At 68.9% G+C, this 25731-nt stretch carries 21 protein-coding genes; 13 read left to right on the forward strand and 8 right to left on the reverse strand.

The annotated features are described in order from the left end of the window. Nucleotides 1-2 precede the first annotated feature (2 nt). A complete protein-coding gene (locus AC3ANX_RS00110) occupies nt 3-434 on the reverse strand; it encodes a DUF2141 domain-containing protein (RefSeq protein ID WP_488335044.1) in 432 nt (143 codons plus the stop codon). Beyond that, a complete protein-coding gene (locus AC3ANX_RS00115; RefSeq protein ID WP_488337022.1) occupies nt 364-1122 on the reverse strand; it encodes a sterol desaturase family protein in 759 nt (252 codons plus the stop codon). Before AC3ANX_RS00115 ends, AC3ANX_RS00110 begins: the two co-directional genes overlap by 71 nt. A 103-nt stretch (nt 1123-1225) precedes the next feature. Here AC3ANX_RS00115 and crtY point away from each other — a divergent pair, with 103 nt between their 5' ends. From crtY to AC3ANX_RS00135, 4 genes are all read left to right on the forward strand, one after another. After that, entirely contained in the window at nt 1226-2386 is a 1161-nt protein-coding gene (gene crtY, locus AC3ANX_RS00120; protein WP_488335045.1) for a lycopene beta-cyclase CrtY, read from the forward strand. Then, on the forward strand, nt 2386-3876 hold the full coding sequence (locus AC3ANX_RS00125; RefSeq protein ID WP_488335046.1) for a phytoene desaturase: 1491 nt from the start codon (nt 2386-2388) through the stop codon (nt 3874-3876). The genes crtY and AC3ANX_RS00125 overlap by 1 nt, the downstream gene beginning before the upstream one ends. A gap of 109 nt (nt 3877-3985) precedes the next feature. Further along, a complete protein-coding gene (locus tag AC3ANX_RS00130) occupies nt 3986-4567 on the forward strand; it encodes an LOG family protein (protein ID WP_488335047.1) in 582 nt (193 codons plus the stop codon). A gap of 13 nt (nt 4568-4580) precedes the next feature. Beyond that, nucleotides 4581-5531, forward strand: a complete 951-nt coding sequence (locus AC3ANX_RS00135) for a phytoene/squalene synthase family protein (protein WP_488335048.1) — start codon at nt 4581-4583, stop codon at nt 5529-5531. A gap of 1 nt (nt 5532) precedes the next feature. Here the strand turns inward: AC3ANX_RS00135 and AC3ANX_RS00140 are convergent, their stop codons facing one another. Further along, on the reverse strand, nt 5533-6150 hold the full coding sequence (locus AC3ANX_RS00140; protein WP_488335049.1) for a helix-hairpin-helix domain-containing protein: 618 nt from the start codon (nt 6148-6150) through the stop codon (nt 5533-5535). Nucleotides 6151-6203: 53 nt separating this feature from the next. Then, nucleotides 6204-7805, reverse strand: coding sequence for a lysine--tRNA ligase (locus tag AC3ANX_RS00145; RefSeq protein ID WP_488335050.1), 1602 nt, complete (start codon nt 7803-7805; stop codon nt 6204-6206). 173 nt (nt 7806-7978) lie between these two features. On the opposite strand from AC3ANX_RS00145, the gene AC3ANX_RS00150 reads away from it, so the two are divergent. From AC3ANX_RS00150 to AC3ANX_RS00170, 5 genes are all read left to right on the forward strand, one after another. Next, a complete protein-coding gene (locus AC3ANX_RS00150) occupies nt 7979-8137 on the forward strand; it encodes a hypothetical protein (protein ID WP_488335051.1) in 159 nt (52 codons plus the stop codon). Next, the gene (locus AC3ANX_RS00155; RefSeq protein WP_488335052.1) at nt 8137-8349 is read left to right on the forward strand and encodes a hypothetical protein; all 213 of its coding nucleotides are present in this window, start codon (nt 8137-8139) and stop codon (nt 8347-8349) included. Before AC3ANX_RS00150 ends, AC3ANX_RS00155 begins: the two co-directional genes overlap by 1 nt. Before the next feature lie 143 nt (nt 8350-8492). Beyond that, on the forward strand, nt 8493-8678 hold the full coding sequence (locus AC3ANX_RS00160) for a hypothetical protein (RefSeq protein ID WP_488335053.1): 186 nt from the start codon (nt 8493-8495) through the stop codon (nt 8676-8678). Between the two features lie 59 nt (nt 8679-8737). Continuing rightward, nucleotides 8738-11449: an ATP-dependent DNA helicase gene (locus AC3ANX_RS00165; protein WP_488335054.1), complete on the forward strand. Its 2712-nt coding sequence runs from the start codon at nt 8738-8740 to the stop codon at nt 11447-11449. Between the two features lie 29 nt (nt 11450-11478). Continuing rightward, nucleotides 11479-12021: a SixA phosphatase family protein gene (locus tag AC3ANX_RS00170; protein ID WP_488335055.1), complete on the forward strand. Its 543-nt coding sequence runs from the start codon at nt 11479-11481 to the stop codon at nt 12019-12021. Nucleotides 12022-12123: 102 nt separating this feature from the next. On the opposite strand, the gene AC3ANX_RS00175 is transcribed toward AC3ANX_RS00170, so the two are convergent. After that, a complete protein-coding gene (locus AC3ANX_RS00175; protein ID WP_488335056.1) occupies nt 12124-12657 on the reverse strand; it encodes a YceD family protein in 534 nt (177 codons plus the stop codon). Continuing rightward, nucleotides 12654-13166, reverse strand: a complete 513-nt coding sequence (locus AC3ANX_RS00180; protein ID WP_488335057.1) for a ubiquinol-cytochrome C chaperone family protein — start codon at nt 13164-13166, stop codon at nt 12654-12656. The genes AC3ANX_RS00175 and AC3ANX_RS00180 overlap by 4 nt, the downstream gene beginning before the upstream one ends. Nucleotides 13167-13300: 134 nt before the next feature. Here AC3ANX_RS00180 and AC3ANX_RS00185 point away from each other — a divergent pair, with 134 nt between their 5' ends. Next, nucleotides 13301-13795 (forward strand): outer membrane protein assembly factor BamE, encoded by a 495-nt coding sequence (locus tag AC3ANX_RS00185; protein WP_488335058.1) that lies wholly within the window; start codon nt 13301-13303, stop codon nt 13793-13795. Nucleotides 13796-13951: 156 nt separating this feature from the next. On the opposite strand, the gene pbpC is transcribed toward AC3ANX_RS00185, so the two are convergent. Next, nucleotides 13952-16048, reverse strand: a complete 2097-nt coding sequence (gene pbpC, locus AC3ANX_RS00190; RefSeq protein WP_488337023.1) for a penicillin-binding protein 1C — start codon at nt 16046-16048, stop codon at nt 13952-13954. A 281-nt stretch (nt 16049-16329) separates the two neighbouring features. After that, nucleotides 16330-22128, reverse strand: coding sequence for an alpha-2-macroglobulin family protein (locus AC3ANX_RS00195; RefSeq protein WP_488335059.1), 5799 nt, complete (start codon nt 22126-22128; stop codon nt 16330-16332). 142 nt (nt 22129-22270) lie between these two features. Between AC3ANX_RS00195 and AC3ANX_RS00200 the strand changes: the two genes are divergently transcribed. The 3 genes from AC3ANX_RS00200 (at nt 22271) to AC3ANX_RS00210 (ending at nt 25713) form a co-directional block, all read left to right on the forward strand. Beyond that, nucleotides 22271-23674 carry a glycosyl transferase family protein gene (locus tag AC3ANX_RS00200; protein WP_488335060.1) on the forward strand — a complete coding sequence of 468 codons (1404 nt, stop codon included), beginning with the start codon at nt 22271-22273 and terminating at the stop codon, nt 23672-23674. Next, the gene (locus AC3ANX_RS00205) at nt 23671-24720 is read left to right on the forward strand and encodes a hypothetical protein (protein ID WP_488335061.1); all 1050 of its coding nucleotides are present in this window, start codon (nt 23671-23673) and stop codon (nt 24718-24720) included. The genes AC3ANX_RS00200 and AC3ANX_RS00205 overlap by 4 nt, the downstream gene beginning before the upstream one ends. 78 nt (nt 24721-24798) lie before the next feature. Then, the gene (locus tag AC3ANX_RS00210; RefSeq protein WP_488335062.1) at nt 24799-25713 is read left to right on the forward strand and encodes a sulfite exporter TauE/SafE family protein; all 915 of its coding nucleotides are present in this window, start codon (nt 24799-24801) and stop codon (nt 25711-25713) included. The last annotated feature ends 18 nt before the right edge of the window (nt 25714-25731 follow it).

Genomic DNA, 25731 nt, shown 5'->3' on the forward strand with positions numbered 1-25731 from the left:
GCTCACAGCAGGTAGCGCATGCGGACCTGCTGCCGGTCCGCCGCGCCCGCCAGCGTGAAGCGCGCGGCGGCGAAGCGCGGCGGACCGAAGCGGATCGGCGGGTTGCGTGAGAAGCCGAAGCCTTCGCGCGGGATTCCGGCGATCGTATCGAGCTTGCCGTTGCCGTTTTCGTCGTGAATCACCGCGATCGCATAATCGCCGTGCGGAAGACCGGCGAAGCGGATCGCGCCCGCGCCCGCCGGGGCCGTCCGCGTGGTCGATTCGGCCGTGTCGATGCATTTGGGGAAATTGTCGGCGACTGCCGTCAGGCACACCCGCACCACGCCCCTGGCGGAGCGCAGCCCGGCCACGTCGAGCGACAGCTCAGCGACCGGTGTCGCCGCCGGCAGCATCACCAGCGCGAGCGCCGCCAGTGCGGGCAGCCGCGCGCGCATGATCGCGCGCGAAGTCGCCAAGGCCGAGATCGGTGCCGCACAGCCGGTCCCATAGCCGGAAATAGAGCCCATAATTTCCCCCATAATGCTGATGATGGCGCTGGTGATGGCTCGCCGTGATGATCCAGCCGCCGATCGGGCCGCGCCACAGCAGTGGCGGGAACATCTCCCATCCCATGTGATTGGTCACGCCCATCACCGTCATCACCGTCAGGACGATCGCCAGCCCGATCGGATGGATCGGGATCAGGAACACGAGCAGCGGCACCGCCAGTGCGCCGGTAAGCGATTCGGAAACCGAGAAGGCCATCGCCGCCCAGGCGGTCGGCGGGCGGCTGGCGTGGTGGACCGCGTGCATGCGCCGGAACAGCCGGGGATCGTGCATCCAGCGGTGCGTCCAGTAGAACCAGCTATCGTGTGCGAACAGGTACAGCAGCACCGAGACCGGCAGATACCAGAGCGGCCAGGCATGGAGATCGGCATAGATCCGCGTCCAGCCACGGTTCTGCCAGCCCCAGGCGACCACGCCCGCGGGCACGCCATACAGCGCGGCGGCGGCGAGGCTCCAGCCGATCTCGCGCCGGATCTGCCCGTCCAAGCCCGCATAAAGCCCCGGATGCCGCGCCCGTGTCGCCGCCGCGAAAGCGCCGCTGACGAGCAGGTAGCGCACCGCGACGATCACCGACATGGCGAGCGCGGACAAGAGGATGGCGAGCGTTGTTGTCACGTCTGCACCCGTACACGGTTGCGCCATGATTTGCACCGCCCGCTGAATCGGGTAGGGGCTGCCGATGCCCGAAGTCCATTACTGCGACCTCGCGATCGTCGGCGGCGGTCTCGCGGGGGGTCTGATCGCGCTCGCGTTGCGCAAGGTTCGTCCCGATCTCGATCTGCGCGTGGTCGAGGAAGCGAATCACCTTGGCGGCAACCACGTCTGGTCGTTCTTCGCCGCCGATATCGCGGCGGGGGATCGCGGGTTGGTCGCGCCGCTCGTCTGCCACGGCTGGGCGGGATATGACGTCGCCTTTCCCGCGCACCGTCGCAGCATCGCGCAGCCCTATTACTCGATCGAATCGGAACGGCTCGACCAGGTCGTGCGCGCCGCGCTCGCACCCGACATGGTGATGAGCGGGCGCAGCGTCGTCGCGGTGACGCAGGCCGGCGTGACGTTCGCGGACGGCACGGGCATCGCCGCCAAGGGCGTGATCGATGCGCGGGGGCCGGCCGATCTCGGGCTGCTCGAGCTTGGCTGGCAGAAGTTCCTCGGCCGCGAATATGATCTCGCCGCGCCGCACGACGTCACGCGCCCGATCGTGATGGATGGTTCGGTCGCGCAGGAAGACGGCTATCGCTTCATATATTGCCTGCCGTTCACCGCGACGCGAATGTTTATCGAGGACACCTATTACAGCGACACGCCCGATCTCGACCATGAGGCGCTGGCGACCCGGATCGCCGCCTACGCCGCCGGGCAGGGCTGGGCGCCCGAGCGGCTGCTGCGCGCGGAGGCGGGGGTGCTGCCGGTGGCGATGGGGGGCGATTTCGAGGGCTATTGGGCGAGCGGCGGCGCGGGCGTGGCCAAGGCGGGAATGCGCGCCGGGCTGTTCCACCCGATGACCGGATATTCGCTGCCCGATGCGGTGCAGCTGGCCGGGCTGATCGCGCGCGCGAGCGACCTGTCGGGCGCGGCGCTGCACGATCTGAGCTATCGCCATGCACGACGGCTGTGGCGTGAGCGCGGCTTCTATCGTATCCTCGCAAAGATGCTGTTTCGCGCTGCCGAGCCCAAGGAACGATACCGCATCCTCGAACGCTTCTACCGTCTCGATCCGGACCTGATCGGGCGCTTTTACGCAGGAACTACGACGATGACGGACAAGATGCGCATCCTGTCCGGCCGGCCGCCGGTGCCGATCGGCCGCGCCGTTCTGGCGCTGGCGGGCGCGCGCTGATGCCGCCGCCGACCCGTACCGCGATCGTGATCGGCGCCGGCTTCGGCGGCCTCGCGCTCGGCATCCGCCTGCAATCGGCGGGGATCGACACGACCATCGTCGAAGCGCGCGACAAGCCGGGCGGCCGTGCCTATGTTTGGGAGAAGGACGGCTTCACCTTCGATGCCGGTCCGACCGTCATCACCGATCCCGCCTGCCTGAAGGAGCTTTGGGCGCTCAGCGGGCGCGACATGGCCGAGGACGTGTCGCTGGTGCCGGTGATGCCGTTCTACCGGCTCAACTGGGCCGATGGCGTGAGCTTCGACTATTCGAACGACGACCCCGCGCTGACCGCCGAGATCGCGCGGCTGAACCCGGACGACGTCGCCGGGTATCGCAAGTTCCTCGAATATGCGGCGGGCGTGTACGAGCAGGGCTATGTGAAGCTCGGCGCGACCGCGTTCCTGGACTTCTCGGCGATGATCAAGGCCGCGCCCGCGCTGGCGCGCTATCAGGCGTGGCGGTCGGTCTATTCGGTGGTGTCGTCGTTCGTGAAGGACGAGCATCTCCGTCAGGCGTTGTCGTTTCACACTTTGCTGGTCGGTGGCAATCCGATGACGACGAGCGCGATCTATGCGCTGATCCACAAGCTGGAGCGCGACGGCGGCGTGTGGTTCGCGCGTGGCGGTACCAACCGGCTGGTCGCGGGCATGGTCCGGCATTTCGAGCGGCTTGGCGGCGTGCTGCGGCTGAACGACGCGGCGGCGAGCATCGAGACGGTCGGCGACCGCGCGACCGGCGTCACCACGGCGAGCGGCTGGCACGGCGATGCCGACATGATCGCCTGCAACGGCGACGTGATGCACATCTATCGCGATCTGCTGAAGACCTCGCGCAGCGCGCAGCGCACCAGGAAGCGGCTCGAGGGCAAGCGCTGGTCGCCATCGCTGTTCGTCGTGCATTTCGGCATCAAGGGCACGTGGCCGGGCATTCCGCACCACATGATCCTGTTCGGGCCGCGCTACAAAGGGCTACTCGCCGACATCTACGATCACGGCGTGCTGCCGGAGGATTTCTCGCTCTACCTGCACCACCCGACCGTCACCGATCCGAGTCTTGCGCCGGCGGGTCATTCGACCTTCTACGCGCTCGCGCCGGTGCCGCACATGGGCAAGTTCCCGGTCGAGTGGGCGGAGATCGCGCCAGTGCTGGAGAAGCGCATTCTCGACGAGGTCGGGCGGCGGCTGATCCCCGACATCCACGAGCGGATCGTCACCAAGTTCAGCTACACGCCGCAGGATTTCGCGGGCGATCTCAATGCGCACCTCGGCAGCGCCTTTTCGCTCGAACCGATCCTGACGCAGAGCGCTTTTTTCCGCGTCCACAACCGCGACGACCAGATCCCGAACCTGTATTTCGTCGGCGCGGGTACGCATCCGGGCGCGGGTATTCCAGGTGTGGTGGGAAGCGCAAAGGCGACGGCGGCGTTGATGCTGGAGAATCTGAAGTGATGACGATGTCCGTCGCCCCGGCGCAGGCCGGGGCCGGCCTGTTGGAGTTTGGTACGATGACGGCGTTCCCTTACCCAGCGGCCCCGGCCTGCGCCGGGGCGACGTTTCTGTGAAGCGGCTTGCGGTCTATTGCGGATCGGCCTCACCGGCCGATCCGGTCTATATCGATTCGGCGCGCGCGGTGGGCCGCACGCTGGCCGAGCGCGGCATCGGCGTGGTCTATGGCGGCGGGCGGCTCGGGCTGATGGGCGCGGTCGCGGATGGCGCGCTCGAAGTGGGCGGCGAGGTGATCGGCATCATCCCGACCGCGCTGGTCAGTGCCGAGGTCGCGCATAAGGGGTGCACCGAGCTTCGCGTGGTCGAGACCATGCACCAGCGCAAACAGGCGTTCACCGATCTATCGGACGGGTTCATCAACCTGCCCGGCGGCACCGGCACGATGGACGAACTGTGGGAGGCGCTGAGCTGGGCGCAGATCGGCTACCACGCCAAGCCGGTCGGGCTGCTCAACGTCGCAGGCTATTACGATCATCTCATCGCCTTCATCGCGACGATGGGAGAGGTCGGCTTCCTGCGCCCGCAGCACCGGAACATCCTGATCGTCGGCGACACGCTCGACGGATTGCTCGCCAGCATGGCGGCGCACGAGCCGATCGAGACGATCACCAAGATGCGCGCGTCGGATCTGTGACCGCGCGGCACGCGTGACGTCCACTCCGTCTCCCACCCGGGCTGCGACGGTTGCCGCCGCGCAGCGCTCGATCGCGCTCGGGTCGAAAAGTTTCGCCGCCGCCAGCCGCCTGTTCGACCGACCGACCCGGGAAAAGGCGTGGCTGCTCTACGCGTGGTGCCGCGCGTGCGACGATATCGCCGACGGGCAGGATCATGGCGGTGACCTCACCCGCGTCGCCGATCCACAGGCGCGGCTTGCCGAGATTACCGCAAAGACGGAAGCTGCTCTGGCGGGCGAAGTGGTCGGCGATCCGCCGTTCGACGCACTCCGCATCGTCGTCGCCGAGACGGGCATGCCGCACCGCCTGCCGCGCGACCTGATCGCGGGCTTCGCACTCGATGCGGAGGAGTGGCGGCCGCGCAGCGAGGCGGACCTGTATCGCTATTGCTACCATGTCGCCGGCGCGGTCGGCTGCATGATGGCGATCGTTATGGGGGTCGCGCCGGACGACGACGCCACGCTCGACCGGGCGTGCGATCTCGGGCTCGCCTTCCAGCTCGCCAATATCGCGCGCGATATCGAGGAGGACGATCGTGGCGGACGGTGTTATCTGCCGATCGAGTGGCTGGTCGAGATGGACTTTCCGCCCGGCCAGCACATGAAGCCGCCGTTCCGCAAGCGGCTCGCGGTGCTGTCGCGCCGCCTCGCCGATCGTGCGGCGGCGTATGAGGACAGCGCGCGCTTCGGCACGCCCGCGCTGCCGTTCCGCTCGGCCTGGGCGGTGTTGGCGGCGGCGGCGATCTACGGCGCGATCGGCCGGGAGGTGGCTGCGCGCGGCGAACAAGCGTGGGACCACCGCGTCACCACCAGCAGCGCCGACAAGCTGCGCTTCATCGTACGCGCCCTCGGGGAGGCACGACGGCGGCGCGCGCTATATCCGCCGATGCCGCGCGATGCGATGCTGTGGACGCGGCCGCGCTAGCTCAGAGCTTGCCGAACTGCGCTTCGTAGCCGGCGCGATCGCCGGCGGTGAGCAGCCGGGCCTGTTCGATCCACCGGTCGCGCTTCATCCGGCCCTGAAACGCGCCGAGCCGAGCGTCGAGCGCCTCGGCCTCGGCGGTGCTGAGATCGGCGATCTGGTCGATGCGGGTGTAGCCGAGTTCGGCAAGCGTCGCGGCGAGCTTGGGGCCGAGGCCTTTGAGTTGCGTCAGTTCCGAACCGCCTGTTGCCGCCGGTGCGGGGACCGGCGCGGGCTCCGCCGCGACAGTGGGGGAGGGCAGCGGCGTCGCGACGGGCACAGCCGGCGGCGCGGGTTGCGGCTCGGGCGCGGTATGCGCGGCGGGCGTGGTCGCAGGCACGTCGTCGCCCATCGGCGATGCCACGGAGGGTGGGGCGGTCGCGCCGGCCTCTTCGGCGATCCCGCGATTCTCCGCGACCTGGTCGTCCGCCTGACGGCGACGACGACGCAACACGGTACCCCACCAGATGACGAGGATCGCGGCGACCGCCAGTGCGATCATCAACACGATGTGGACGACCGTGATCGGCCCCATCATGTCAATTGCGGCGGTGCTGTGCTGGGCGCTCGTCGTGGTGTCCATATATAACTCTCGTTGGGCGTGGGCAGCGGAGGCGATAACGCGGCGCGGCGCGATTAGTCGCGCGCCAGGGCCTCGGCGATCAGGCGGCGTGAATTCGTGATGCCGTATAAGGCGATGAAGCTACCCATGCGCGGGCCTTGCGAGGAGCCGAGCAGCGTTTCGTACAGCGCCTTGAACCAGTCGCGCAGCGTCTCGAAGCCGCCCACGCCTTCGAACTGCGTCTTGCCGATCTCATAAACGATGTTCTGGATCGTCTCGGCATCGGCATCCGCCGGCAGACCGCTGAGGTCGCGGTCGAGACGTTCGAGTGCGGCACGTTCCACCGCGTCGGGTGCGCGCTTGACCAGAGTCGGCGCGACGAAATCGCGGCCATACGCGATCGCATAGCCGATCAGCTTGTCCAGTTCGGGATACGCTTCGGGTGTCGCGTCAGGCACGTAGTTGGCGAGATAGCCCCAAACCTGTTCCTTGGTCGCTTCCCCCATCACGCTGACGAGGTTGAGCAGCAGGCCGAACGTCACCGGCAGTTCACCCTCGGGCAGCTTGCCGTCATGGATGTGATGGACCGGATTGCCGAGCCGCTCCTTCGCCGTCTGCCCCGCATAATTGCCGCGGAACTGCCAATATTCGTCCACCGCGCGCGGGATGACGCCCATGTGCAGCGACTTGGCCTTCTTGGGCTCGCGATAGGCGAAGAAGGCGAGGCTCTCCGGGCTGCCGTAGGTCAGCCACTGTTCGATCGACAGGCCGTTGCCCTTCGATTTGGAGATCTTCTCGCCCTTCTCGTCGAGGAACATCTCGTAATTGAACCCCTCGGGCGGGCGGCCGCCGAGCACACGGCAGATCTTGGAGGATTGCGTGACCGAATCGATCAGATCCTTGCCCGCCATCTCGTAATCGACGCCCAAAGCGACCCAGCGCATCGCCCAGTCGACCTTCCATTGCAGCTTGGCATGGCCGCCGAGGATCGTCTGGGTGATCCGCTCGCCGTCATCGTCGGTGAAGGCGATCAACCCTGCGTCGGCGTCGACCACCTCGACCGGCACTTGCAGGACGATGCCCGACTTGGGGCTGACCGGGAGCACCGGCGAATAGGTCGCGCGGCGGTCTGCACCGAGCGTCGGCAGCATCACGTCGAGGATCGCCTGATAGTGGCGCAGCACGCTTTTCAGCGCATCGTCGAAGCGACCGTCGGCGTAATAGTCGGTCGAAGAGGCGAACTCGTATTCGAAGCCGTAATCGTCGAGAAAGGCGCGCAGCCGGGCATTGTTGTGCGCGGCGAAACTGTCGTGCGTGCCGAACGGATCGGGGATGCGCGACAACGGCTTGCCGAGATGCTCGGCGAGCATCGTCTTGTTGGGCACGTTGTCGGGCACTTTGCGCAAGCCGTCCATGTCGTCGCTGAACGCGATCAGCCGGGTCGGCTGGTCGGACAGCGTGTGGAAGGCGTTGCGCACCATCGTCGTGCGCAGCACTTCGTTGAACGTGCCGATATGCGGCAGCCCTGAGGGGCCGTAGCCGGTCTCGAACAGGATCGGCGCCGCGTGTCCGTCCCTCGGCGATTTGCCGTTTGGGTAGCGTTTGAGCAGCTTGCGCGCTTCCTCATAGGGCCAGGCTTTGGAATCGAGGGCGGCGGCGCGGAGGTCTTCTGTCATAGCCGGAGCGGACTAGCGCCAAGTGACGCGCGCGTCACCCCGCTGGTTGGCGCTCGCATTTCGTGATTCGCGTGGGGCGTGGTATGGCTGCGGCATCGTCGGCACCGCTTCTCTGTGTAAGCGCCGGCGGCTGAGAGACTCGTGCTCCCGCTTACCAGCCGGAAGACCGACTCATGAATCCGACCGAACTTCTCTCGCGTCAGCAAATCTCGCTGTCGCGCGCCGCCGCCGCTGCCGGATCGGAAACGCGCCGTGCGCACCTCGGCCTCGCCGCCGGCTATGCCGCGCGGATCGCCGCCGGAAACCGCGATGCGCGGGGCGGAGCGCTCTGATGTCGCGCGCCGTCCAGATCGACGCGACGCGCGAGGATGTGACCGCGATGTGCGCCAAGCGCGGCGTGACGATCAGCGCGATCGAGGCGCTCGTCTCGGGCGGCACCCGCGTCGTGCTGAACACGATGTCGGATGCCGACATCATCCGTACTGCCTATCGCACCAAAATCATCACCGCGCCGGTCGTCCGCACGAAATGGGCGCAGGTCTGACGCCCGTCCCCTGACTGGAGAAATACGATGGCCAAGAGCCAGAAGAAGAGCAATCGCGAGATTCGCAAGCCCAAGAAAGAGGTGGCGAAGAAGCCGCTTGCCGAGCCTTCGAACAAGAACGCGGTCAAGATCGACATCAAGCCTTGAGCGCGGCGGGAGCGGCCAAAGGCACGATCGAGCGTGCGTTCGAACTCGCACGCGCGGGCGGCTGCCGCAGCGTGGAGGATATCCGCCGCACGTTGGTCGCCGAACGCTACGAAGGGGTGATCTCGCACCTGCGCAGTCCATCGCTCGTCCGCCAGTTGCGCGCGGCGTTGAGCGCGGGGTGAGCCGCCAAAGCTGACGCACGAGCGGTTGCCATTCTGTTCCGGCCCGCTATCTCCATCCCATGCTCCCGCATCCCGCCCTCCACGCCAGCCACGGCGGCATCTGGATCGCCGACGATGCGGGCACGCGGCCGATCGGGCGGGGCGAGGCGATCCGCATTGCAGCGGACACGCCCGTCATCCTGCTCAACGCGCCGTTGGTGGCGCAGCGGCTCGGCTATGCGGAGCTGTCGGGGCTCGACGTGCTTGAGCTGTTCGCGCTGTTGTTCCCGGCGCGCTTCATGGTGCCGACGCCCAAGGGGCTCGCGCGTGTCGCCGGGCTCGACGTGCCGGCGAGCGACGGCGACGTGGCTGCGTTCCTGCGCCGCGCCGCCTCCGCGTTGCTCGATGCGACCGACGGCGACTGGCCCGAGCGCGAGGGGGCGTGGAGCGCGACGCAGAACCTCGGCCGCCTGCGCTGGCCGTGGGCGCCGATCGTCGGTGCGCGGCTGCATCGCCCCGAGACGGCGGAGCGCTGGCTGTTCACCAAATTGCCCGAATGGTCCGAAAGCGCGCCACGCCCGTCACCGCGCACGGTGACGCTGGGCGTCGAGGAGACTGCCGCACGGCTCGCGCATCTCACCGGCTCGGCGGCGGAGGAGCGCGCCGGCCAGCGCGCCTTCGCACAGGCGGCGACCGAGGCGTTCGCCCCGCGAATGGTGCGCGATGCGCCCAACCTCGTGCTGGCCGAGGCGGGAACGGGAATCGGCAAGACGCTCGGCTATCTCGCGCCCGCCTCGCTGTGGGCGGAGAAGGCGGGCGGGGCGGTGTGGGTGTCGACCTATACCAAGGCGCTGCAACGCCAGTTGGCGGCCGAGACGACGCGGCTGTTCCCCGATCCGGCCGAGCGGCGCGCCAAGGTCGTCACGCGCAAGGGCCGCGAGAATTACCTGTGCCTGCTCAATCTGGAGGATGCGTTGCAGGGCGGGTTCGCCGGGCGCGCGGCGATCCTTGCGCAACTGGTCGCGCGCTGGGCGGCGTATAGCGCGGACGGCGATATGGTCGGCGGCGATCTGCCCGGCTGGCTCACCACCCTGTTCCGCCGCGCCGGGCATACCGCGCTGACCGACCGGCGCGGCGAGTGCGTCTATGCCGGCTGCCCGCATTACCGGAAGTGCTTCATCGAACGCGCCGCGCGGGCGAGCGTGGAGGCGGATATCGTCATCGCCAACCATGCGCTGGTGATGGTCAACGCGGTGCGCGGGCGCGAACTCAACACCCGGCCGACCCGCTACGTGTTCGACGAGGGGCATCACCTGTTCGACGCCGCCGACATGATGTTCTCGACCGCGCTGACGGGGCAAGAGACGATCGAATTACGGCGCTGGCTGCTAGGCCCCGAATCGGGCGGGCGCGGACGGCGGCGTGGGCTGGCGGCGCGACTGTCGGACGTGGCGAGCTATGACGAGGCGGGTGCGCTCGCCATCGCCGATGCGGTCAAGGCAGCGGGTGCGCTCGCCGCCGATGGCTGGCTGCAACGGCTGGCGGAAGGCGCGCCATTCGGGCCGATCGAGCATCTCCTCGCCGCCGTGCGCGGGCTGACCTATGCGCGTGCCGAGAGCGATGGCGACGCGGGCTATGGGCTGGAAACCGAACTGGTCGAGCCCGACGCAGCGCTGGTCGAGGCGGCCGGGCAGGCGGCGCATGCGCTCGATGCCCTGGTGCGCCCGCTGGTCGCGCTCGGGCGGCGGCTCGAGGCGGTGCTGGCCGACGCGCCGGACTGGATGGACGCGCCCGCGCGCGCGCGCATCGAAGGTGCGATCGCCTCGCTCGGCTGGCGCGCGGAGACGGTGGCATCGTGGCTGGCCTTGCTCGCGCGCGTCGGCGGGCCGGCGGCGGAGCAGTTCGTCGACTGGCTGATCGTCAACCGGATCGAGGGGCGCGACTATGATATCGGCCTGCTGCGCCACTGGCTCGATCCGTCCAAGCCGTTCGCCGAGGTGGTGCTGCGCCCGGCGCACGGCGCGCTGGTGACCTCCGCCACGCTTCGTGGCGGCGGCGCGGATGCGGACGAGGGCTGGAGTGTCGCCGAAGCCCGCAGCGGCGCGCAGCATCTGATCCGCCCCGGCGCGCGCTTCTCGACGCAAAGCCCGTTCGATTATGCCAACCATGCGCAGGTGCTGATCGTCACCGACGTGAAGCGCGGCGATCTGGGGGCGCTTGCCAACGCCTATGCCCGGCTCGCGCTGGCGAGCGGGGGCGGGATGCTCGGGCTGTTCACCGCGATCCGCCGGTTGCGCGCGGTCCATGCCCGCATCGCCGACCGGCTCGCCCGCGAAGGGCTGCCGCTCTACGCGCAGCATGTCGATCCGATCGACACCGGCACGTTGGTCGATATCTTCCGCGACGATCTCTCCGCCTCGCTGCTCGGCACCGATGCGCTGCGTGACGGGGTGGACGTGCCCGGCCGCTCGCTGCGGCTGGTGGCAATGGAGGGCGTGCCCTGGCCCAAGCCGAGCGTGCTCCACGCCGCGCGGCGGCTGGCGAACGGCGGTTCGGCCTATGACGATCGCATCGTGCGCGCGCGGCTGGCGCAGGCGTTCGGCCGACTGATCCGCCGTGCCGACGATCGCGGCGCGTTCGTTCTGCTGTCTTCGGCGATGCCGTCGCGGTTGCTCACCGCCTTTCCGCCGGGCGTGCCGGTTTCGCGTGTTACGCTGGACGAGGCGATTGCGCGCGTGCGCGGGCTTCCTTCCGCGGTCGAATCGGGGCAAGAGGCGGTCGAGGACGCCTGACGGAGACGGCTTTTGCGGAGACGAGCATCTTGAAATCGCTCACGCTGCTCCGCCACGCCAAATCGGGTTGGGACGATCCCGTCGCGCGCGATTTCGACCGCCCGCTCAACGGCAAGGGCAAGCGCGCCGCCGCGATGATGGGGCGGCATCTGCGCACGCTCGGCCTTGCGTTCGATTCGGTCGTCGCCTCGCCGGCGGTACGGGTGATGGAGACGCTGGATGAGGTCGAGCGCGGCTATGGCCGTGCGCTGCGCGCCGAATGGGACCGGCGGTTGTACCTCGCCTCCGCCGAGACGTTGCTCGATCTGGTGCAGGCGCTGCCCGATGCGGACGGCGACGTGCTGTTCGTCGGCCACAATCCGGGGCTGGAGGATCTCGTGCTGATGCTGGTGCCCGACGTGGCGGGCGACGCCTTACGCAAATCGGTGGAGCGCAAATACCCGACCGCGAGCATGGCGCGGATCGGCTTCACCGTCGATGGCTGGGCGGGCGTGAAGGCGGGTAGCGGCGTGCTGGAACGCTTCGTGCGCCCGCGCGACCTCGATCCCACGCTCGGGCCGGATCAGGATTAGGCGAGCCTGCCGTTCGTGCTGAGCGCAGCCGAAGCATGGCCAGGAGCGATACGTTCCGGACACGCCCTTAGAGTTCGCTCAGGGATGGCGACCTTGCGCCGACTACGACGGCTTCTTCAGCAGATCGCCCAAGCCGGCCAGCGCGCCCTTGGGCTTCGCCTCCTCCTCGCTGAGCACGCCCGCCTCGCGCAGCACCGCCGCCGCGTTGGGGCCACGCGGGAACGGATCGAGCGCGAGCGCCATCGTTTCCGCTGCCGCTTCGCCGAGGTCGATCGCGCCGCCTTCGAAGGGGATCGTGTCGAGTGCACCCTCGTCCAGCTCGATCTCCTCGTCCTCGCCGTCGACGCCGCCTTCCTCGACGAACAGCAGCGCGACCGGCTCGTCGATCGTCACCGCGATCGGCTCGTCGGTGACGGTGCAGGCCTGCACGACATCCGCGCCGACCCGCCCGCGCACTGCGATCCCCGCCGCCTCGCGCCGCACCGACAGCGTCGCGTCGAGCCGATCGATCGAGACGACGCCGAACCGCGTGGCGAGCGCCGCACGCTCGCCCGCCTCGGCAGCGATCGTCACGCTGCGCTCGCCCGCGCCGATCGTGTCGATCCGCTCGGGACGCGAGAACTCTGGGGCGGTCATGGTAAGTCTCCGGCGATGATCGCGGCCACCGGCGCGGCGGCAAGCACATCGCGAAAGCCGTAGAGCGCACCCGCGACATGCCGCAAGGCCGCTGCGGACGGCGCCGCGCCGCGATACAGGTTGCGCACCAGCGCCGCGTCGAGGCTCCCCGCCGCCAGTCCGTCGCGATATGCACCGATCCGGCCGCCGAGCATGCTCATCATCTTGCCGATATGCTTGCCGACGATGATGTCGCCGATGCCGATCTGGCGGAGCTGCCCGTCCATGTCGTCGACGAACCGCTCGGTCACGCGCGCGATCGTCTCCGCACCGGCAGGGTCGCCCTCCAGCCGCAGCAGCACGAGCGACAGCACCGCCGCGATCATGTCGAACCGCCCGTCGATCGTGTCGGGCACCGCGCCCTCCACATACCAGTGCGGCGCACGCCCGCGCGCGACGATCGCAGTGTACAGCGGCAGCGCCTCGGTGTCGCGGGCGCCGAACAATCGGCCGATCCAGTTCAAGCGCATCGACTCCGTGCAAAGCGCGGCCCTTGTTTGGCCATCAAGCTCGGCATATTGAGGCGATCGCGGCACGATGCAATGCGCGGTTTTCGCGCGGGGCGAGCGGGTTCGGCAAGTGGCTGCGTGCCGAGGAGATTGTGATGACGGTGATTTCGGCCCGGCGTATGTGGGGGCCTGCCCTGATCCTGGCGGCGGTGGCGGTTGCCGGCTGCACGCCGCTGCGTGGCCATCAGGGCTATGTGATCGACGCGGATCTGGTCAATTCGGTGCAACCGGGTGTGGATACGCGTCAGTCGGTGCTGTCGGTGCTCGGCAAGCCGACCTTCACCAGCGAGTTCCAGCAGGGCGACTGGTATTACGTGTCTCGTGACGCCCGCAACTTCGCCTACAACAATCCGCACGTGAAGGATCAGACGACGCTGCGCATCAGCTTCGATGCCAAGGGCACCGTCACCGGCATCCGCCGCACCGGCAAGGAGCAGATCGCCTCGGTCACGCCGATGAAGAAGACGACGCCGACGCTCGGCCGCTCGCACAGCTTCTTCCAGGAACTGTTCGGCAATATCGGCACGGTCGGCGCGATTGGCGGCGGCGGTCAGCAGCAGCCGAGCAACACGGGTCGCGATACGCCGTAACCCTCTCCACACCCCCGCGTGCCGGATCGGCCGCGCGCGGGTGGGGGGGGAGCGCGCGGCCGGTGCCGGTACACGTACTGGGCACTTGTCCCGAAAGGGGGGAAGGGACGTGGGTTTGAACGCCGATGGCCCGAAATGGTTCACCCGGTTTTCGGTCTAGCGTACCGTAAACAGCACCTGATCGACCATCCGCCCCGTTCCGTCGACGAGTCGAAGGCGGTGCTGCCCCGGCGGGGAAAGAACCTGTGGCTGCGCCGTCGCGGCGCCGAGATCGCGACCGTCGAGCACCAGTCGATGCAGCCCCGCCGCACCCGACACGGTAACCGCGAAACGCTGGCGATCAGGCGGGATGTCGGGATCGATCGCATAGACGCTGCCCGACACCGGGTTCGTGATCCTCGGCCGGCGCGCCTCGGCGGGCGCGAAGGCGATCAGCGGTTGCGCGGTGCCGGCGAGGAAATATTCCGCCCGCGGCTGCTCGACATTGCCCGCAAAGCGAACATTGGCGCGCTCGATCCCGGCCGGACGCGGTGGCGCGCCCGGATCGCGCCCGGTGTTGAGCGCGAGCATCACGTCGCGCCACACCGGCGCAGCACCGCTTACCCCCGAGACCGCGCGCATCGCATCGCCTTCGAGGTTCCCGACCCACACTGCCACAGTATATCTCTGCGTGAAGCCGATGCACCAATTGTCGCGCATCGCCTTCGACGTACCGGTCTTCACCGCCGCCCAGAACGGCAGCCGCAGCGCCGAATCGAGCCCGAAGGTGGCGGCGCGGGCATTGGGATCGGCGATCATGTCGGCGACGATCCATGCGGCTTGTGGTGTCGTCACGGCGCGTAATGTTCCACGTGGATCATCTTCTACCAGCCTGAGCGGCGACCAGCGCCCGCCTTGTGCGAGGCTGCGATAGGCGTTGGCCTGTTCGAGCAACGTCACCTCGGCCGAACCGAGCGCGAGCGAAAAGCCGTAATAGTCGCCATCCTCGACCAGCCCGCGATAGCCTGAGTCCCACAGCCGGTCGCGAAACGCCTCGACCCCGACCAGCAGCAAGGTGCGCACCGCCGGCACGTTGAGCGACCCCGCCAGCGCCGAGCGCGCCGATACCGGTCCCTTGAAGCCGCGATCGTAATTCTGCGGCACGTACAGCCCGGAGGCGGTGTCGAGCTGCACCGGCGAATCGTCGAGGATCGAGGCAGGGGTGAGATAACCCTTCTCGATCGCCTCGGCATAGAGGAACGGCTTGAGCGTCGATCCCGCCTGCCGATAGGCATTCGCCCCATCGACCGACGGCGCGGTCGAGGCGCCGCCGATTCCGCCGACATAGGCGAGCACGTCGCCGCTGGCATTGTCGATCACCACCACCGCGCCGTCACGCGCGCGCGCGCCGCCCAGGCCCTGAAGCTGGCGGCGCAACGCCTGAACCGCGATGCGTTGAACACGTCGGTCGAGCGTGGTGGTGATCTTCAGGCCCGGCCTGGTGAGCAGCCGATCCGACAGATGCGGCGCGAGGCCGGGATCGAGCGCGAGGCTGCGCGCCGGGCCGAGCATCGCCGCGGCCTGGCCCATGAAGCGGCCGCAATCGCGTTCGTGCGCGATGGCGCAGGCGCGGCGCGCGACCTGTGCCGCGCTCGCCTGCGGTTCAGGCAGCAGCGCGGCGAGCAGCAGTGCATCGTCGCGCGCCAGCGCATCGGGCGTCTTGCCGAACAGCCCGAGCGCAGCCGCGCCGATCCCCTGCGCCTCGCCGCGAAACCCGGCGAGGTTGAGATACGCTTCGAGGATCTGGTCCTTGCGCCAGCCGCGCTCGATCGCCCAGGCCGCGCGCATCTGGCGCAGCTTGTCCCACACATGCCGCCGCCCGGGTGCGGCGAGATCGGGCGCGAGGAAACCGGCGAGCTGCATCGACAGCGTCGACCCACCACGCCCGCGTTCGCCGCTCGCCTTGTCGCGGGCGATGCCGAGCAACGCGAGCCAGTCGACGCCGCCGTGGTGATAGAAGCGCTGATCCTCGGCGGCGACGATCGTGTCGCGCGCGCCGGGAGCGACGGCGGCGAGCGGTGTCCACGCAAGCCGGCGCGCTTTGAAGTTGACCCGCGCCGAATCGATCAACGCGCCGTTACGGTCGTAAAGCCAGCTTTCCGACGGATGCCATTGGCTGCGAACTTGCGCGTAACCGGGGAGCGGGGGCGGAAAGGTGGCGTAATCGGCCGCCGCGAACACCAGCACCGCCAGCGCGAGCGCGGCGAGCGTTATCCCCGATTTTGTCCACAGCCTTTCCCACAGATCGTCCGTTCCCCGGCGAATGCCGCGGCCCAGTTGGGAAAGCCGCTGTAGAAGGGCGCTGCGGTCAATCACTCAACATTCCGTAACTGGACCCCGGCCTTTGCCGGGAATCGGCTAAATCCGGGAGGGTCTTGCGCAAGCCACTTCCCCGTTCGTGCTGAGCGAAGTCGAAGCACAGGCGCCAGGCGCTGACGAACGAGTCACGCCCTTCGACTACGCTCAGGGCGAACGGAGGAGGGCGGGGCGCACCATCACCGCTGCTCCACCACCATCGGCGCAAGCGGCACCTGCGCGCGGATCGCGGGCGAATACATCGCCTCCACCCGGCTCGGCGGCAGTTGGAAGCGGCCCGCGCCGTTGAGGCGGATCAGGTACGACGCGGCAAACCTACCACGCGGCACCCAGTCGAAATACGCGCGCCACGAGTCGTTACGCCGCTCGACATAGGCCGCTGAGACGCCCGCCTGCACATCCCACAGCTTGCCGTCCGCGTCCTTGATATTGAAGCGCACGCCGTCGCCGGCCTGCCCCTTGTCGGCGAGCATCTGCGACTGCCCGCCAAGATCGCCGATGATCGTCGCGCCGGCGGGAATCGGATCGTTGATGACCACCCAATTGCGCTCGGCACTCGCCTCGACGCCAATCGTGACTTTCAGCACGTCGCCGCGCGTCAGCTTGCCCGGGGTGCGCCGCTGCACCACCTCGACCGAGCGCACCATGCGGTAACCGGCGAACAGCGGCTGCTTCAATGGCACCGCTGCCGACACCGACACGCTCGCCCAAGGCCCAGCGCCGCTCGCCTGACGCAGCACCAGCGGCGTCTGCGTGGGCGGAAGCGCGAAGCTCGCCAGCCATTGGTCGCTTGGCAGCGGCCACGTCTTGCTGATCGTCTTGGCGCCCAGCGTCAGCGTCGTCGCACCGGTGATCGCGGTCGCCGGATAGAGTGATGCGAATTTCCGTGCGGCGATCGTGCCCCAGGCGTTGGCGGTGGTGGTGTCCCAATGGCCGTGCACCTCGCGCAGCGAAACGCCGACCATCATCTTCGCGGCCTCGTCCTGCCAGCCGGGGCGGCCAAGCGTGGCGATCACCGCCTTGATCGAGGCTTCGTCGGTGGAGGACATCAGCCACCACAGGCTGTTGGCGCTGTCCGACAGGTCGAGCCGCGTGCCTTCGTACACCAGCCGCGTGCGCAACTCCGCCTCGGCATTGGCTTTCAGCGCCGCCGCATTGGCGAGGCCCGGAACGTGATCGAGCGCGACCAAATAGTCCGCCAACACCGCGCTCGGCATCTCGCGCGGGGTCATCGCGATCTGGCCGAGCATGTCGGGCGTCGCTGCGCCGGCGCGCGCGAGCGCCGCGAACGCTGCCAGCTTCTGGAGGCGCGGATCGCCGTACTGCTCATGCCGAACGCGCCCGAACAGCACCGCCTTCAGCCCTTCGATCATCCGCGTGCGCGGCGCCTCGGGGATCGGCAGCCCGGCCTCGGCGGTCATCGACAGCACATAGGCGGTGAGCGCCTCCGACCCGTCGAGCGTGTCCGACGGCCAGTAACGCAGCAGCCCGTCACTGGCCTGATAGGTCGGGATATCGCTGGCGAGCGCAGTCCACAGGCTGGCATCGCCGAGCGCGACCGCGCGCGACAGCCGCTGTTCGAAACAGGTGTAGGGGTAGGCCGCCATGAATGCGCGCACGCCCGATAGCGGCGGCGCGAGCGTATCGTCGAGCCGGATATCGACCGTACCGCGACCCGGCAGCGCGCCCATCGGCGGCGCGATCGGGATCGTCGTCGCATCGCCGACATGCGCGAGCGTCGAGGCCCACACCTCGACCGGATAGGCCGGCACCACGTCCTGACTGGTGGTGAGCTGATCGGCCGCCTTGCCGTCCGCGGTCTTCGCAGAGATGTGCCAGCGCAGATTGGCGACATTCTCGGGCGCGGTGAGGTTCCACGCCACCGGCACCGCGCCGCCCGCCGGGATCTGCACCGTCAGCGGATGACCCTGCGCGACGCGCGGGGTGAGATCCACGCTCGCAGTGACGGTCATCGGCTTGTCCGACCCGTTCCTGAGCGTGAACCCGGCCGCATAGAAATCGCCCGACCGCACCAGCGGCGGCATCGCCGCGTAGATCGACAAATCCTGCGCGGTGCGCACGCTCGCCGAACCGGTGCCGTAAAGTTGCGACCCTTGCGTGGCGATCGCGACCAGCTTGAACGAGGACAGCGCGTCGGACATCGGCACCGCGACATGGGCATGGCCGTTCGCATCGAGCGCGACATGGCCCTTCCACAGCAGCACCGGCTGGAAATTCTCGCGATTGAGCCCCGACGAATCGGCGCCACCGCCGCCGCCCGCCTCGACTGCCTTCTTGCCGTAATGGCGCTTGCCGACCACCTGGGTCTGCGCGGTCGAGGTCAGCACCGCGAGTGGACGGTCGCCCATCATCGCGGTCAGCACGTCCCAGCTTTCGTTGGGGGCGAGTTGCAGCAGCGCCTCGTCGACCGCGGCGAACGCCACGTCCGCCTCGCGCGCCGGCTTGCCATCAGGCGTGCGCACCGCGACGTCGACCTGCGCGACATCGCGTGCGGCATAGCGGGCGCGGTCGGCCTTGACCGTAACGCCAAGCGTATGCGCCTCCCAACCGACCTTCACCTTGGCGATGCCGAGCCGGTAGCTCGGCTTGGCGAGATCGACCAGCGCGGTCGGCTCCTGCCCCTCGGGCATGCCGCTTTCGAGGCCGAGCGAGCGGGCGATGCCATGCAACCAGCTCCACCAGCCGCTGGTGGTGCGGCCGCGCACCACCATCACCGATACGTACACGTCGGGCGCATAGGCGCCGTTGAGCGGCACCTCGACCACCGGATCCTTGCCCGAAAGCTGGGTGACGAAGCTCGACAACACGCCCTCGCGCTCGACCGTGACCAGCGCGGTCGCCTCGCGAAACGGCATGCGCACCTGGAAGCGCCCGGTTTCGCCCGAGGCATAGCTGAGCTTCTCGGACACCACGTCCATGCGGTCGCCATTGTCGCCGCCGAACCACCAGTCGTCTTCGCCCGCCAGCCATACCGAGGTGGTAGCGCGCGCGACGTTGCCGTTGGCGTCGGTGGTGGTGGCGACCGCATAGACCTCGCCCGAGGTGGCGGGATCGATTTTGCACTGGGCAAGGCCGAGCGTGTCGGTGGTAGCCGAACAATCCGCCGCCAGCTTGGTCGTCGTCATCTGGTTGTCGTAGGCGTAGAAGCCGCCGATCAGCCGCCGTCGCGCGGTCAGGATCTTGCGCGAATACACCTCGACCGACACCTTCTGCCCGGCGATCGGCTTGCCTTCGGTGGTCAGCGCGACGAGGCGCAGGCGCAGATCGTCCTGCTTCATCAGCCAGCCGTCGGTCTTGATGCCGAGCTGCACCGCGCTCGGGAAGATCGGGATGCGCTTGGAGGCGGTCAGCACTTCGCCGTTGGCGTCCTGATAATCCATCTCGACCAGCATGTCGGTGGCGGCATCGAGGCTCTGCGGCACCTCGATGGTCGATTTGGCGGTGCCGTCGCCGCCGAGCTTGGCGGGGAGGGTCTGCGTCGGCGGGAGCGGCGTCTGTTCCTCCTCGCCCTGACCGTTCAGCGGCTTGGTGCCCTCGGCCACCTTGGCGCCGCCGAACGTGTAATTCTCATACCCCTCAGGCGCGGTGGTGCGCGCGAAATAGCCGACGCGCAGATCGACCGGCAGGTTTGGCGCGCCGCCGCCCGACAGATAGCCGACGAACAGGTCGAGCGGCATCGTGCGCGGGCGCACCTGTGCCTCTTTCGGCCCGGTCACGGTCGCGCGCATCGTCGGCAGTTTGTATTCGTCGACCTTGAACGACTGGCCCGACGACAGCGTCTTGCCGCCCGCCTCGATGCTGATGTCGTAATCGCCCATCGGCGCGCCCTGCGGCGCGGTCCATTCCGATTCGCCGATGCCGTTGGCGTCGATCGTCACCGCCTGCTCGAACACCGTGTCGGAGCCACGATGCGCCAGCTTCAGCGTACCCGACACCCCCGGTACCAACCCGAACCCGGCACCCGTCTGGGCGCGGAGGATATGCTTCATGTGGATCGTCTCGCCTTGCCGGACGAGCGCACGATCGAACACGGTGTGGAGCAGATCGCCCGCCGCCGAATAGCCATAGGGCAGGTCGAAATCGTACGGGCGGATGCCTTGGCCCCAATCGGTCAGCGTGAAGCTGAAATCGTCGGCGAGCCGCGCGGAGACCATCAGCGGATGCGCGGTGCTCGACTCCTCGCAGCTACCATAGGTTTCGGGTTCGGGCAGGCCCTTGGGCACGTACAGCCCGCCCGCCTTGTCGGTGGTGCCGCGCGCGAGCAGATCGCCGGTGCAACTGTCGGTGACGCGCACTTCGGCATTGGCGGCGGGCTTGCCGGTGTCGAGCTGCGTCACCCAGGCGAGGCTGCGCTCGCGGCCCCATTTGAAATGCACCGCCAGATTGGTGACGAGCGCGGCCGAGGCGACGTAGCGCGGCGCTTTCCGCCCGAGCAAAGCCTGCCCCAGCACCGGACTCGCCAATTCGACCACGTAGAAGCCCGGCTTGCCGAGCGGAATGCCGAACACCTCGAAATCCTTGCCCTTGCCGGGCAATCCGAGCTTCAGCGCGCTGCCTTGCCCCCCGCTGAGGATCGGCTTCGAGCGGGTATCGTTGATCCGCACGTCCTTGTCGCCGCGCTTGATCGTGTGGCTGGCGTCGTCCTCCGCATCCGCGACGGTGCGCAGCCACTGCGCGACCTCACCGTCCGAGCCCGACACGCGCAGGCTTTGCCCCGGCATGGCGAGGGTCTGCCCCTGCAACGCCGGCTCGACGTTGCGGACGGTGACGGGCAGCACGCCGCCTTCCTTTGCCTCGAGGATGCCGAACGGCGCGGCGAACTTGATGAGCGGCGGTGCCGCGTCGAACGTCACGTCGAGCGGAAAGCGTTCGGCGTTGGACAGCGGACGGCCGCTCTCGTCTTTCAGGCCGGCTGGCAGCGTCACCTTGGCGGTGGTCGCGAAAGGCAGCGGCGAGGCGAAGGTGATGTCGCTGATCGTTGCCTTCTTGGCGTCGTCTTTGTCGAACTTGGGGGCGATCGCCTTGCCGTCTGTCGTGGTGATGCGGATTTGCTGCGCGGCCGACATCGCGATCGGCGCGGTGAAGCGGACATACGCCTTCTCGACCGGCGAGCAGCCCGCCTGCGCGTTGACGCGGCTGCACTCGAACCGCGCGGTGAAGGGTTTGCGCACCGTGTAGTCGAAGCGTTGCTCCGCGCCCGCCGTCTTGCCACCGGCGCCGGCGATGCTCGCGCCCCACACCAAGGCCATGTCGCGGCCGGGCGGCAGCGGGCGGCGGCATTTCAGCGCGGTGACGCCGGCATAAGCCTTGGCGCGGTCCGCCGCGCTTGCCGGCACGGCGGCGGGCAGGCCGCCAGTGTCGAGGAAGCTGCGGACGTTCCAGTCGTCCGTTCCCATTTCGGCCAGCAATTTGCCGGGCAGATCGGGCGCGAGCACGTCGACCGGGATCTTCTCGCCGATACCGTCGACCGCGCAATAGGCGTTGGCCGCGACCGAGGCGGCGGTGGCGGGCAGGTTGGCGGCGACGAGGAAGGTCTGGTCCTCCTCGATCTCGCCGTCGCCGCTCGCCGGCAGCACCGCGCGCGCGACGGGACCGCCGGCATCGACCTTGAACACGCGCTGCCCGGTCACTTCGTAGCCCGAGACGCTTTTCAGCTTGTCGTGGATCGTGAACGAACAGGTCGTGCCGCCGGGCAGGCCGTTTGCGAACTCATAGACATAGGTCTGCGGATCGACCCAGCGCCCCGCGCCGCCGACCGCGCACGTCACGTCGTACGGCGAAGCCGCACGCGGATCGCCGAGCGCGACCATCGGCTGGCTAAACCGGGTGGTGAACCGCTCGATCGCGCCGTCGCCGATGCCCGGCGTCGCCAGCACCACCTGTGGAGAGGAATCGCCGAGCGCGGCGACGGGGGCGATGGCCAGCACCAACAGCGCAAGACGGCCTGCGAGCTTCATCGAACGCCTCTCCCCCAAAACGGTGCAGACGCTAGGCGGCGGCCGTTTGTTCGTCCAGTGCTGTCGTCACGCTTGATCGCATTGCACTTCTAAGAAACAAGGAGCGCGAATCACGTAAAACGCGGATTCGGGGGCGCAGCATTTGGGGGCAGGGGATATCGTCATCCGCGCGATCGACATGGTCGCACATGAAGCCGTGCTGTTCGCAGCGCTTGGATTTCTTGTCGGCGGGCTCGATGACTTGGCCATCGACGGCGTGTACCTGTTCGTCTGGGCACGGCGGCGGCTCGGCCGGGTCGGCGCGGGCGACGGCACGATCGACGATTATCCGCCGCGTGCGGTGCCGCGCCGCTTCGCCGTGTTCGTGCCGGCCTGGGATGAGGCGTCGGTGATCGGTGCGATGTTGCGCACCACGCTCGCCCGGTTCGGTGATGCCGACTTCCGCCTGTATGTCGGCGCCTATCCCAACGATCCGGCGACGATCGACGCGGTGGCGGCGGTCGCCGAGACCGACACGCGCGTGCGGCTGGTGATCGGCGCGGTCGACGGGCCGACCACCAAGGCAGGCTGCCTCAACACGCTGTGGCACGCGTTGCACCGCGACGAGGCGGTGGACGGCGGACATGCGGCGGGGGTCGTGCTGCACGATGCCGAGGATGTCGTCCACCGCCACGAACTGCGCCTCTACGACGCGCTGATCGGGCGCTACGCGGTCGTCCAACTGCCGGTGCTGCCGTTGATCGATCGCGGCGCGCGGATGGTGTCGGGCCATTATGCCGACGAATTCGCCGAGGCGCATGCCAAGCAACTCGTCGTGCGGCAGGCGCTCGGCGCGGGGCTGCCGCTGGCCGGGGTGGGCTGCGCGATCGAGCGCGCGGCGCTGGAATCGATCGCGGCGGCGCGCGGCGGCGATCCGTTCGATGCCGGCAGCCTGACCGAGGATTACGAACTCGGCCTGCGGCTCGGCCAGACCGGGGCGGGCGGGGTGATCGCGCGGGTGCGCGAGCATGCCGGCGGCCCGCTGGTGGCGGTGCGCGCGTATTTCCCCGACACGCTCGAGACGGCGGTGCGGCAGAAGGCGCGCTGGATGACGGGAATCGCGCTTGCCGGGTGGGACCGGATGGGCTGGGCGCGTGCGCATGACGTGGCGGAGCATTGGATGCGGATGCGCGACCGCCGCGCGCCCTTGGCGATGCTGGTGCTGGCGATCGCTTATCTCGCGCTGGTCGGCTGGGCCATGTCGGGCGTGGCGCACTGGCTCGCCGGCACGCCGCGCCCCGCCGTTGCCCCTGCGACCGCGCTGCTGCTCAGCGTCAACGCCACGCTGTTGCTGTGGCGGATCTTCGCGCGCGCCGCGTTCACCACGCGCGATTATGGGCGCGTCGAAGGGCTGCTGTCGGTGCCGCGCGCGTTCGTCGGCAACCTCATCGCCTTGCTGGCGGTACGGCGGGCGGTGTGGCGCTATGTCGCGCTGCTGCGTGGTGCTGAACTCGCCTGGGACAAGACTGCGCACGTCTTTCCGGCCGATCCGGCGACCGAAGCGTGATAACCGGCCCCGGGCGCCCGTTGCGGTTCCTCGGCGTGCTGCTCGCCGGATGGGTCGGCGTACGCGTCGTGATGCTGTGGCCGGTCGCGCAGGCGGTGCCCGGTTTCGTGACCGGGGTTCCGCCGGTGTCCGTGGCGGGCGAGGCGCGCGCCCGCGCGTATCTGGCGCTGCCGTTCGTCAACCGGGTCGCGCCGCCGCCGTTGCCGACGATCTGGGTTCTGCCGCCGGTGCAACCGCCAGCTATGGCGCAACCGGCGCCGCGCCCCCGGAGCGATCCCGGAAGGCTTGCGCTCGCGTTGCTCGGCTTCGCCCAGTTCGGCCCGCCCGAGGACACGCTGCCGTCCACGCCCCACCTGCTCGCCGGGTTGCCGCAGCCCGCACCTCCGGCTTCGCGCGGGGACGCCGCACCGCTGTCGTCGCGGCTGTCGGGCAGCTTCTGGCTGGTTGCGCGCGGCGGCGGCGGGTTGGCGAGCGCACCGCTTGGCGGGCAACTCGGCGGCTCGCAGGCGGGGTTGCGGCTGGCCTATCTGCTCGACCGCAAACGCCGCATCGCCATCGCCGCGCGCGTCACCAGACCGCTCGGCGCGGGGCTGCGCGAAGGCGCGGTCGGCGTCGAATGGCAGCCTACGCGTTTGCCGGTTCGGATCGTCGCCGAACAGCGCGTGGCATTGAGCGCGGGCAAGGGCGGGCCTGCGCTCGGCGTGGTCGGCGGGTTCGGGCCGCTGCCGATCGGCGGCGGGTTCCGGCTCGAAAGCTATGCGCAGGCCGGCGCGATCCACCGCGACCGCACCGAGGGCTTCGTCGATGGCGCGGCGCATGTCGCGCACCCGATCGTCGCGATCGCGGGGGTGCCGATCAATCTCGGCGCGGGGGTGTGGGGCGGCGCGCAACGCGGTGCGGCGCGGCTCGATGTCGGCCCGTCGATCACCGCCGCGCTGCCGGTCGCGGGGCGGTCGCTGCGACTCTCGCTCGACTGGCGCGAACGCGTGGCGGGGCGGGCGCGACCGGATTCGGGCGTCGCGTTGACGCTCGGGGCGGATTTCTGAACGGTCGAGCGTACCCCCCGCATTTCGCGTCGGCTGTGCTTTGCCTCGCCCGTGCAAAGCAGGTAACGCCCTAGGGCAATGGACATCTATCTGCCCATCGCGAATCTGTCGGTGAATGCGCTGGTGATCGTGCTGCTCGGCGGCGGGGTCGGGCTGTTGTCCGGCCTGCTCGGCGTCGGCGGCGGATTCCTCACCACGCCGCTGCTGATCGTCTATGGCATCCCGCCCACCGTCGCCGCCGCGTCGGCCGCCAGCCAGGTGACGGGCGCGAGCGTGTCGGGCGTGTTCGCGCACTTCCGCCGCGACGGCGTGGATACCAAGATGGGCGGCGTGCTGGTCGCGGGCGGGCTGCTTGGCAGCCTCGCGGGCGGGCAGGTGTTCAAGCTGCTCCAGGCGACCGGACAGATCGATACCGTCATCGCGATCGTCTATGTGCTGCTGCTCGGCTTTATCGGATCGATGATGGCGCAGGAGTCGATCGGCGCGATCCGCGTCGCGCGTGGCGCACGAGCGCCGCGGGCGCGCAAACGCCGGCACCACCCGCTCGTCGCCGCGCTCCCCTTCCGCACGCGCTTCTATCGCTCGGGACTGTATATCTCGCCGCTTGCGCCGCTGCTGCTCGGCTTCTTCGTCGGCATCCTGACGATCCTGCTGGGCGTCGGCGGCGGGTTCATTCTCGTGCCGGCGATGCTGTATCTGCTCGGCATGACGACGCAGGTCGTGGTCGGCACCTCTCTGTTCCAGACGCTGTTCACCACCGCGATGGCGACGATGGTGCATGCCACCACCACCAAGGCGGTCGATATCGTGCTCGCCGCGCTGCTGCTGATCGGCTCGGTGGCGGGCGCGCAGGTCGGCGCGCGCTTCGCCGCGCGCGCGAAACCGGAATATCTGCGGCTTGCGCTCGCCGTTATCGTGCTGGCGCTGGCGGTGTGGATCGCGATCGGGCTGGGCTGGCGGCCGAGCGAGATCTACTCGGTCGAAGTGTCGTGAGGGCGTTCGCGTCGGGCC

This window comes from Sphingomonas sp. BRN-1R (genome assembly GCF_057748035.1).

Excerpts from the sequence above, each read along its gene's own strand:
- AC3ANX_RS00110 (WP_488335044.1), bottom strand. The coding sequence starts at position 434 with ATGCGCGCGCGGCTGCCCGCACTGGCGGCGCTCGCGCTGGTGATGCTG.
- AC3ANX_RS00115 (WP_488337022.1), bottom strand. The coding sequence starts at position 1,122 with ATGTCGGTGATCGTCGCGGTGCGCTACCTGCTCGTCAGCGGCGCTTTC.
- crtY (WP_488335045.1), top strand. The coding sequence starts at position 1,226 with ATGCCCGAAGTCCATTACTGCGACCTCGCGATCGTCGGCGGCGGTCTC.
- AC3ANX_RS00125 (WP_488335046.1), top strand. The coding sequence starts at position 2,386 with ATGCCGCCGCCGACCCGTACCGCGATCGTGATCGGCGCCGGCTTCGGC.
- AC3ANX_RS00140 (WP_488335049.1), bottom strand. The coding sequence starts at position 6,150 with ATGGACACCACGACGAGCGCCCAGCACAGCACCGCCGCAATTGACATG.
- AC3ANX_RS00145 (WP_488335050.1), bottom strand. The coding sequence starts at position 7,805 with ATGACAGAAGACCTCCGCGCCGCCGCCCTCGATTCCAAAGCCTGGCCC.
- AC3ANX_RS00150 (WP_488335051.1), top strand. The coding sequence starts at position 7,979 with ATGAATCCGACCGAACTTCTCTCGCGTCAGCAAATCTCGCTGTCGCGC.
- AC3ANX_RS00155 (WP_488335052.1), top strand. The coding sequence starts at position 8,137 with ATGTCGCGCGCCGTCCAGATCGACGCGACGCGCGAGGATGTGACCGCG.
- AC3ANX_RS00165 (WP_488335054.1), top strand. The coding sequence starts at position 8,738 with ATGCTCCCGCATCCCGCCCTCCACGCCAGCCACGGCGGCATCTGGATC.
- AC3ANX_RS00175 (WP_488335056.1), bottom strand. The coding sequence starts at position 12,657 with ATGACCGCCCCAGAGTTCTCGCGTCCCGAGCGGATCGACACGATCGGC.
- AC3ANX_RS00180 (WP_488335057.1), bottom strand. The coding sequence starts at position 13,166 with ATGCGCTTGAACTGGATCGGCCGATTGTTCGGCGCCCGCGACACCGAG.
- AC3ANX_RS00185 (WP_488335058.1), top strand. The coding sequence starts at position 13,301 with ATGACGGTGATTTCGGCCCGGCGTATGTGGGGGCCTGCCCTGATCCTG.
- AC3ANX_RS00195 (WP_488335059.1), bottom strand. The coding sequence starts at position 22,128 with ATGAAGCTCGCAGGCCGTCTTGCGCTGTTGGTGCTGGCCATCGCCCCC.
- AC3ANX_RS00210 (WP_488335062.1), top strand. The coding sequence starts at position 24,799 with ATGGACATCTATCTGCCCATCGCGAATCTGTCGGTGAATGCGCTGGTG.